Annotated in this window: 7 protein-coding genes; 3 read left to right on the top strand and 4 right to left on the bottom strand. The window is 57.1% G+C overall.

Features of this window, described 5'->3' with window-relative positions; genetic code table 11:
- Positions 1-140: 140 nt before the first annotated feature.
- Both SIB64_RS03720 and SIB64_RS03715 read left to right on the top strand, forming a co-directional pair.
- Entirely contained in the window at positions 141-1109 is a 969-nt protein-coding gene (locus tag SIB64_RS03720) for a hypothetical protein (RefSeq protein WP_413441971.1), read from the top strand.
- Complete coding sequence (locus SIB64_RS03715; RefSeq protein WP_413441970.1) at positions 1109-2386, top strand: protoporphyrinogen/coproporphyrinogen oxidase; 1278 nt, start codon at positions 1109-1111, stop codon at positions 2384-2386. Before SIB64_RS03720 ends, SIB64_RS03715 begins: the two co-directional genes overlap by 1 nt.
- A 337-nt stretch (positions 2387-2723) precedes the next feature.
- Here the strand turns inward: SIB64_RS03715 and SIB64_RS03710 are convergent, their stop codons facing one another.
- Genes SIB64_RS03710 through folK form a run of 3 tightly spaced genes read right to left on the bottom strand, consistent with a single transcriptional unit; the run spans position 2724 to position 5284 of the window.
- Positions 2724-4172: an FAD-binding domain-containing protein gene (locus SIB64_RS03710; RefSeq protein WP_413441969.1), complete on the bottom strand. Its 1449-nt coding sequence runs from the start codon at positions 4170-4172 to the stop codon at positions 2724-2726.
- Complete coding sequence (locus SIB64_RS03705) at positions 4172-4732, bottom strand: NUDIX hydrolase (RefSeq protein ID WP_413441968.1); 561 nt, start codon at positions 4730-4732, stop codon at positions 4172-4174. Before SIB64_RS03705 ends, SIB64_RS03710 begins: the two co-directional genes overlap by 1 nt.
- Positions 4733-4789: 57 nt before the next feature.
- Entirely contained in the window at positions 4790-5284 is a 495-nt protein-coding gene (gene folK / locus SIB64_RS03700; RefSeq protein ID WP_413441967.1) for a 2-amino-4-hydroxy-6-hydroxymethyldihydropteridine diphosphokinase, read from the bottom strand.
- Between the two features lie 38 nt (positions 5285-5322).
- On the opposite strand from folK, the gene SIB64_RS03695 reads away from it, so the two are divergent.
- Positions 5323-7395, top strand: a complete 2073-nt coding sequence (locus SIB64_RS03695; RefSeq protein WP_413441966.1) for a putative cobaltochelatase — start codon at positions 5323-5325, stop codon at positions 7393-7395.
- Between the two features lie 10 nt (positions 7396-7405).
- Here SIB64_RS03695 and SIB64_RS03690 read toward each other — a convergent pair whose 3' ends face one another.
- Complete coding sequence (locus SIB64_RS03690) at positions 7406-8329, bottom strand: MlaD family protein (protein ID WP_413441965.1); 924 nt, start codon at positions 8327-8329, stop codon at positions 7406-7408.
- Between the last annotated feature and the right edge of the window lie 5 nt (positions 8330-8334).

Raw genomic sequence — 8334 nt, 5'->3', positions numbered from 1 at the left:
AAATAGCAGAATCTTGATAGTTGGAACCGAAGGGTTGCTTGAACAACATCAAATCCGCTCCTGCAACCAGAGGCTTCAACGCAAGATTGCCCCACGAGGTTTGGCAGCTAAAATGAAGAGACTCGCATCAACCATTCATCGTGCGAGAAGCAATCCACCAAGACGAAATCAAGCTCCAACAGACTCTTGAACAACTCAAGCACAAAGGATATTTAGAATACACAGGTGAATACGGAGCGGAACTCACAACATTTTTACCCTTTGTCGCCTGGCTCAACCAAGAAGGATTACTGAAACAACGGAAAATTATTTCCTACAATGGAATGCGACCCTATTACTTTTTTCTGAGCAACGAACAGTTCTCAGAAAAAAACGAAAAACGACACTGGCTTGCCGAAAAATACCGGTATTGGCCGTCCTCAAGCACCTACACGGCGACAGCTAAACGATGGCATGTTTATCCAAACTACAGAAAGCACTACCAAGCTGCTGGACAATCCTTCGACAAGCCAATCATTTTTATTCAAAACAAATTCATCATGGAATGGGGCCTTGGGCCCATCAACTACATCCCCCTAATGAGCCTTGGCTATTTTCTGGAGCAAACAAAACATCAATTCACGGTGATCTACAGCCGGCCGACTCGAAAAGTTCAAAATAGTGATTACGTTGAAGACACCAATGCTGAGCTCGATTACCCAGACAGATCGATCCTGCAGGACTTCAAACACACCATCGACCTCGAAGAGCTATGTATAAATAACAACTTGCACTACAATCAAACGAAATTAGAAATGATGGCAAAGACCAATATCTTTATTGGCGTTCAAGGCGGAGGCTCGCATGCCATCGCTTATTTTGACAACTCACTACTTCTCTTATTGCATAACATTGACTGCCTAGGCGCTAGAGAACAATATGAATATCCACACGCCTACAAGCATGGACCTTACAAATACTTAAACAATAATTCTCTGACTTTAGCCATAGCTTGCAACATCAAAGAACTTGGACAAGGCTTATTTGGGGTGTCTAAAATTTCAATAGACAACAACCTCTTCTCACTGAGCGGAGAAGCACTCACTGCTCTAAAACCACTATTGATGTGATGAATGCCAAAACAATCGTTCTTGGCGCCGGACCCGCTGGGCTTGCATTTTCCTATGAATACGGGGGCCATTCATTGATTCTCGAGAAGGAGAACCGCGCGGGAGGGTTGTCGAAATCGGTGAAAATATTCGACGGTGTTTTCGACCTAGGAGGCCATTCATTTCACACTCCCCATCCAGAGATAGCATCTCTCGTTCAGACGATCATGGGAGACAATTGGCACCAACAAAAAAGAGATGCACAGGTGTGGATTGAAGGATCTCTCATCCCGTATCCCTTCCAGCATCACTATCCAAAGCTCAACAATCAACATATCAACGACGACTGCGAAATCAGTAGCCCAGGGAATACGACAAAAGCAGCACAAAGTGCCAATTTTGAAGAGTGGATCATCAACAAATTCGGGACTGGAATCTCAAATCACTTCATGCTGCCATACAATCGAAAATTGTGGGCTCATCCGTTAACTGACATCTGCATTGACTGGGTTGACCAACGGATCGCCACAAGCATGGACGCTAAAAATCAAAGCAAGAAACAACGCAAGCCCTTACAAAGCAATAGCAAAGTTGGCTATCCGCTTCATGGAGGTTTCGGACAAATTTTTGAAGAGCTTGCCAAGCATTGCGAACACATCCAGTTTGAGCAAGAAGTCAATCAGATTGACATTCGCAACCAAACATTAACAACAACAACTAGAGATCGATGGGAATGGGAGACGATCGTCTCCACAATTCCGATCACACAACTACTGAAATGCATCAACGACTGTCCATCCTCAATTCTAGAACTAACCAACAATCTCAAACAAGTATCGCTGAAAATCCTCCTTGTTCTGGCCAGACTGCACAACACAACAGTGCCACAACGCATCTACATTGCCGATCCCAAGATTCCACCGCATAAGGTTGCCTTCAATCACACATCTTCTCCTTTGCTATTAGAACGCGACAATCATGCAATCATGTGCGAAATATCCTATTCAGAATCCAAGCCTCCAGCGACAGATGAAGACTTAACAGAACAGAGCATCTGCTGGCTGATTGATGCCGGCATCATTAACAGCCTGACGGACATTATCCAAACACAAATCATCGATCTACCCCATGGTTACCCAATCAATACCCATAAAAAAACCGATTCGATTCAAACGATCAAGGCCTTCCTACGAACACATAACATTTACTCAATTGGACGATTTGGTGCGTGGGATTATGCGAATTCAGACGAATGCATGCGCCAAGGCCTTGAACTAGCACGTAAACTAAAACAATAGATCTAATGCCAAACTGAAGATCAAAGCCCGGTTGTTGTTTTCTTAGATTGCTGAAAGGTCTCAAGACTGAATCGTTACACCATCATTGCTAATCGCAGCTCATCTCGTCCTGAAGGGGCAAGTTCAAGGCCCATCCATCCCGCAGCGGATAACCCCATTTCCTCCCAACCCATTCGTGGACAAAAAACCTTCGAACGCGACAACTCAACACTGATCCAATCAAAAACGGAAACAATCCAACAACCTGAAAAGGACGAACAAGGATGTTCTGATTCAAGCCGCTTAAAAAACACACCCTCAATCGACAATCAGTGTCGCGCAATCTCAAAGAAGCGGTTCAACTACGAATCGATGCATAAAGGGATTTGAACAGTGCCTGCTGCTGCTTGTGCTCAATGAGAGGTTCGGGATATCCCCGGCGCTCCAGGGCACCAATGTCACCGCTGAGCAGATCCTTGGTGTTCACGTGGCGCAGCTCCGGCACCCAACGGCGGATGTACTCCCCCTCAGCATCGAACTTGGACGCCTGGGTGGCGGGGTTGAAGATGCGCAAGGGCTTGGGATCCATGCCACTGCTGGCACTCCATTGCCAGCCGCCGTTGTTGGCCGCTAGATCGCCATCCACCTCCAGCTCCATAAAGGCCCGTTCGCCCCAGCGCCAATCGCAGATCAAATCCTTCACAAGGAAGGAGGCCACGATCATCCGGCAGCGGTTGTGCATCCAACCGCTCTGATTGAGCTGACGCATGGCGGCATCAATGATCGGCATCCCGGTCATGCCGTCGCGCCAGGCCGCAAACCATGCTTCGTTGTTCTCCCAGGGGAAGCGACGCCACTGCTCGCGGTAGGGGCCGTCCGCCAGTTCCGGGAAATGAAACAGCGCCTGCTGATAAAACTCGCGCCAGCCCAGTTCCTGCTCCCAAACACCAAGCGCGGCAAGCTGCTCGTCGCTCCGGGCCTGCGCACGCGCCTCCTGCGCCGCACACCAGGCTTGACGCGGGCTCAGGGTGCCAACGCTCAACGCCGCACTCAGATAAGAGGTGCCAACAACACTGGGAAAATTGCGATCCGGCTCGTATTCATACAGAGCCGCATCGCAGAAGCTGCTGAGTTGCTCCAACGCCGCCGATTCCCCTGGCCGGCACGGGCAGAGATCGATGCCCGCGAAGCCATGGTTCGTCTGATAGGAGCCAAGCGAGACAGACTCCGGCAGCAAGGCCGGTTCAAGATCGATCAAGCCGGTGGGCGCCGATGCGGTGTCGGGCTGGTGGGCCTGCACCTGGCCGCGCCAATTGCGCAGGAAGGGGCCATACACCCGGTAAGGATCACCAGCTCCTGTTTTGAGACGCTCCGGGGCAATCAGCAACTGATCCCAATCCACCATCACCTTGCGGCCATCGGCCTGCAGCCGCTTGGCCACTTGCCGGTCCCGTTCGCGGGCATAGGGCTCCACATCCCGATTCCAAACCACCGCCTCTGCCTGGATCTGCGCCGCCAAGCGAGGCAACAACTCGACTGGATCACCCTCCAAGATCAGCAGCCGGCTGCCGGCATCGCGCCAGCGCCGTTGCAGCTCAATCAGGCTCTCAATCAGAAACCACAACCTTGCCGGTGCCATCGGTGGCAAATGCTCAGGCGGGGTGATCACCTGGGGATCGAGCACATACACCCCGGTCACCGCTGGGCTGATCTCAACAGCAGCACACACACCGAGATTGTCTGCCAAGCGCAGATCGCGGCGGTGCCAAAACAAGGTGCGGCTGGCGGTGGTTGGCGCAGCAGTCATCAGAGTCCGAGCAGTTGTTTGGCACGGAACCAGGCGGTGATGCTCTTGCCATCCAGCCATTCATTTCCAGACGCCAGCTGGGCATCAAGCTCCTGGGGGGACATCAGCAGTACTTCAAGGTCTTCGTCGTCGTCTCCCGCCGGTGGGTTTTCCAGGGGGGTGAGCTGCCGCGCCAGGAAGCAATGGATCACCTCATCGGAATACCCGGGGCAGGGCAGCATTGGCCCGAGGGCATCCCAACGCTCCGCGCTGTAACCCGCTTCTTCGCCCAGTTCCCGTTTCATGGAGTCCAAGGGGTCTTCCCCCTCCTCGAGGGTGCCAGCTGGAAATTCGAGCAGGCGTGCCTGCACGGCAAAGCGGTATTGGCGCAGCAGCACCACCTGGCCGTCATCTGTGATCGGCACCGCTAAAGACGCTCCGGGATGGCGGATGATCCCGAAGGTGCCCTCCACACCCATCGGCAACTTGATCCGATTGCGCTCAAAGCGAAGTTTGCGCGCATCCACGGCCTCAACGGTCTCCAGCAGCTCAAAGGGCTCCGGGGCGGGCACGGGTGCCATTGGGATCAAGCCAGCAGGGGCACCAGCATGGCGGGTGAGCAGGGATGACCGCCTGCTTCAACGTTGCGCAGACGGGACAGAAGCCTGCATCGCTGCCAACAACGGCTCAAGCACAAACGTCCGCAGATGCATGCGCGGATGCGGCAGCACCAAACGCGGGTGCTCAAAGCGCAATTCACCCCAGAACAACAAATCCAGATCCAACGTGCGCGGCCCCCAGCGCTGCTCCAGCTCACGGTTCCGCCCGTAGCGCCGCTCCAGGGCATGCAACGCATCCAGCAGAGCCAACGCAACTGCAGCGGTTGGTGTCGCAGCAAGCCCCTTAACCAGCACCACAGCATTCACATAGTTGGGCTGATTGGCTGGGCCGCCAACCGGCTCGGTTTCAATCAACGGTGACCAGGAAAAACCAGGCTGCTGACCACTCCAAGTGCTGATCGCCTGCTCCAGCAGCGGCTGCACCGCAATCAATGTGAGGCGCGGAGCACCAGCCGCACTGGGCAGGTTCGCTCCGAGGGCCACCGCCAACTGTTGATCGTCAGAAGCTGGCATCGGCGAGACTGGCGCCCACGAACGGGCTGAACGCGTCCATGGTGGCAAGTGGTGTGGTGGTGAAAGACGACCAGGCGATCCGCGCCTTCCCGCTGGCTGCCATCACCGGCCATGGCACCTTGAAGCTGGCGCTGCTGCTCGCCGCCGTTGACCCCGGCTTGGGTGGTGTGGTGATTGCCGGCGGGCGCGGCACCGGCAAATCCGTGCTGGCCCGCGGCCTGCATGCCCTATTGCCGCCGATCGACATCCTTGATGCGGGCAGCGGCATCGGCCGCAACCTCGACCCGCTCAAACCAGAGGAATGGGATGCGGCGACCCGCCAGCAAATCAGCGGTAATGCCCCATCACGCGTGATCCCGGCGCCATTCGTGCAGATCCCGCTCGGCATCACCGAAGACCGACTGGTCGGTGCGGTGGATGTGGCCGCCTCACTCTCCAGCGGCAGTGCCGTGTTCCAGCCCGGCCTGCTGGCCGATGCCCACCGCGGGGTGCTCTACGTCGATGAGCTCAACCTGCTCGATGACGGCATCGTGAACCTGATGCTGGCGGCCGTCGGCAGCGGTGAGAACCGCGTGGAACGGGAAGGCCTCAGCTTGAGCCATCCCTGCCGGCCCCTGCTGATTGCCACCTACAACCCGGAGGAGGGCAACGTTCGTGACCACCTGCTCGATCGCTTTGCGATTGCGCTTTCCGCCGATCAACTGGTAAGCACCGAGCAGCGGGTGGAGATCACCAACGCTGTTCTGGCCCATGGCCAATGCAGCCGTTCCTTTGCGGAGCAATGGAACAAGGACACCGATGCCCTGGCCACCCAGCTGCTGCTGGCCCGGCAGTGGCTGCCGGATGTGCAGATCAGCCGGGAGCAGATCGAATACCTGGTCACCGAAGCGATCCGCGGGGGCGTTGAAGGACACCGCTCCGAGCTCTATGCCGTCCGCGTGGCCAAAGCCCATGCCGCCCTGAGCGGTCGTGATCGGGTCGAAGCCGACGACCTGCAGGTGGCCGTCGCCCTGGTGATCGCCCCACGGGCCTCCCAGATGCCGCCACCGGATCAGCAGATGGAGCCGCCGCCGCCGGAAGACCAGCAGCCCCCTCCACCGCCGGAGGGCGACACGCCACCGGAAGACGAAGAGGAGCCGCCGGAGGACAACAACGACGACAACGACGAACCCGAGAACGAGGAGGACGACACCCCAGAGGATCAGGCGCCACCCTCGATTCCCGAGGAGTTCATGCTCGATCCCGAGGCCGTGGCCATCGACCCCGACCTGTTGCTGTTCAATGCCGCCAAGAGCAAAAGCGGCAACAGCGGCAGCCGATCTGTGGTGTTGAGCGACAGCCGCGGCCGCTATGTGAAACCGATGCTGCCCCGCGGGCCGGTGCGCCGCATCGCAGTGGACGCCACCCTGCGCGCTGCAGCGCCGTACCAAAAGGTGCGCCGCGAACGCCAGCCGGAACGGGCGGTGATCGTGGAAGAGGCCGACCTGCGCGCCAAGCTGCTGCAGCGCAAAGCCGGGGCCCTTGTGGTGTTCCTGGTCGATGCCAGCGGCTCCATGGCGCTGAACCGCATGCAGAGCGCCAAAGGCGCCGTGATTCGGCTGCTCACCGAGGCCTACGAAAACCGCGATGAGGTGGCGTTGATCCCGTTCCGTGGCGACCATGCCGAGGTGCTGCTGCCCCCCACCCGCTCGATCACCGCTGCTCGCCGGCGGCTGGAATCGATGCCCTGCGGTGGTGGTTCACCGTTGGCCCACGGCCTAACGCAGGCGGCCCGCGTCGGCGCAAATGCACTGGCCACCGGTGATCTGGGCCAGGTGGTGGTGGTTGCAATCACCGATGGACGCGGCAACGTACCCCTCAGCACCTCCCTGGGGCAGCCGGTGCTGGAGGGGGAGGAGAAACCCGACCTCAAGAAGGAAGTGCTGGACGTGGCCAGCCGCTACCGCATGCTCGGCATCAAGCTGCTGGTGATCGACACCGAGCGCAAATTCATCGGCAGCGGCATGGGCAAAGATCTCGCCGAAGCCGCGGGCGGAAAGTACGTGCAACTGCCGAAGGCCAGCGATCAGGCGATTGCCGCTGTGGCCATGGACGCGATCAGCGGCATCTGATCATCAGAGATCACTGGGATGTCTCAGCGGGATAGAGCTCAGAAAACAACTCACCCAGGCCAATCGTCAGACTTTTGAGGCCGGCCATGAACTCCTCATCCGAGGTGAGTTTGGCCACGTCACCGCCCACAGCATTGATCTTGGCGCTCAATTCGCTGGCATTCGCAGCGGTGTGGCGCAATTCATTCAAAGTTTGTGGATTATCCAAGGCGGCCACGATGTTGTTCACATGGGTCGATGCCTCCACAGCATTGGCCGTGGCGGCATTCAGATTGGCGATCATCGGTTCGGCCTTGGCGATTTCCACCTGCAACTGCTTCACCAGGGCATCGATTTCTCGGGCTGTGCTGTCAGCGTTTTTGAGGAACGTCGAAGCATCCTTAGAGGTGGTCTCGAACTGTCGGGTCGATTGCGCCAGGGCTGGGACCAAGCGCGCCTCCTCGGCTTGCGAAAGCAGCTCCTGCAAGGTCTGGGTCACACTCGTGATGCTTGGAGCCTGCAATCCCTTGATGGTGCCCTGATGGCAAAGCTGTTTGGAGGGCTTGCAATCCCCTGCACGGGGTAAGGCTGCATCGCTGGCCAGGGGCGGACCGGAACTGACCAAGGACACCTGGGCATCACCGCCCAGCAGGGACCCCGGTGCCACGGTGGCTGTAACGGGCATCGGAAGCTTGAGATCGCCTTGGCTGATCTCAAGATCGGCCACCACCGCTGCGGGGGTGACACGAATGGCTTTCACAGAGCCCACGAGGATGCCCCTGTAGGTGACCGGTGAACGCTCCGCCAAACCACTGGCATCGGCAAATTTCACCGTGATCATCCACTCATTGGCGCCCAGACGAACCCCGCGCATCCAAGCCATCGTGGCCGTAAAGCCGACGATCGCTCCGATCACGGAGAAACCGACGATGGCATCACGAACACTGCGTCGCATAGGGA

Origin of the sequence: Synechococcus sp. MIT S1220, assembly GCF_047303025.1 — a bacterium.
Lineage (GTDB): Bacteria > Cyanobacteriota > Cyanobacteriia > PCC-6307 > Cyanobiaceae > Parasynechococcus.
Note: the sequence above shows the minus strand (reverse complement) of the source record. Positions and strands in the feature narration are given on the sequence as shown.